Here is a 661-nt window from a genome sequence, read left to right on the forward strand (position 1 = left end):
CTGCGCCTCGTTCTTCGCGAGGCCCTTGTAGCGGGTCTTCCTATGGCGGAACAGGTTCTTGATCACGTGGAACGGATGCTCGACCTTGGCCCGGATGCTCGCCTTCAACTGCTCGGCCTTTTCAAGGAGGCACGCCCACTTGCGCTTCGGGTCCAGCTGCCGGCGCTTGCCCGGCTGCATCGCCACGTGCCACTGCGGGCCTTGCGCTTCTTCGCGTTTGTCGACACCGCGGTAGCCGGCATCGCCGAAGGCCACCGACTCCTGGCCATGCAGCAGCGCGCCGGCTTGCGTCACGTCGTTGACGTTGGCCGCGGTGCCCACCACCGTGTGCACCAGACCCGACTCGGCATCCACGCCGACATGCGCCTTCATGCCGAAGTGCCAGGTATTTCCCTTCTTGGTCTGATGCATCTCGGGATCGCGCTTGTTGCCCTCATTCTTGGTCGAGCTGGGCGCCGCGATGATGGTCGCGTCCACGATGGTGCCCGCGCGCATCAGAAGGCCTTGCTCGGCAAGGTGGGCGTTGATCTCCTCGAACAGGGCCTTGGTAAGGTCGTTGTCCAGCAGCAGACGCCTGAACTTCAACAGTGTTGTGGCGTCGGGCACCGACTCGCGCGACAGGTCAATGCCCACGAAGTCGCGCAGCGCCTGGCTGTCGTAC

General features: G+C 64.3%; 1 protein-coding gene. It reads right to left on the reverse strand.

Going from position 1 to position 661, the window contains the following annotated elements:
- A partial coding sequence (locus APY03_RS36000; RefSeq protein WP_068685013.1) for an IS5 family transposase occupies positions 1 to 661 on the reverse strand: 661 nt, incomplete at both ends.

Source organism: Variovorax sp. WDL1 (assembly GCF_001541225.1).
In the GTDB taxonomy this organism is placed as follows: domain Bacteria; phylum Pseudomonadota; class Gammaproteobacteria; order Burkholderiales; family Burkholderiaceae_C; genus Variovorax.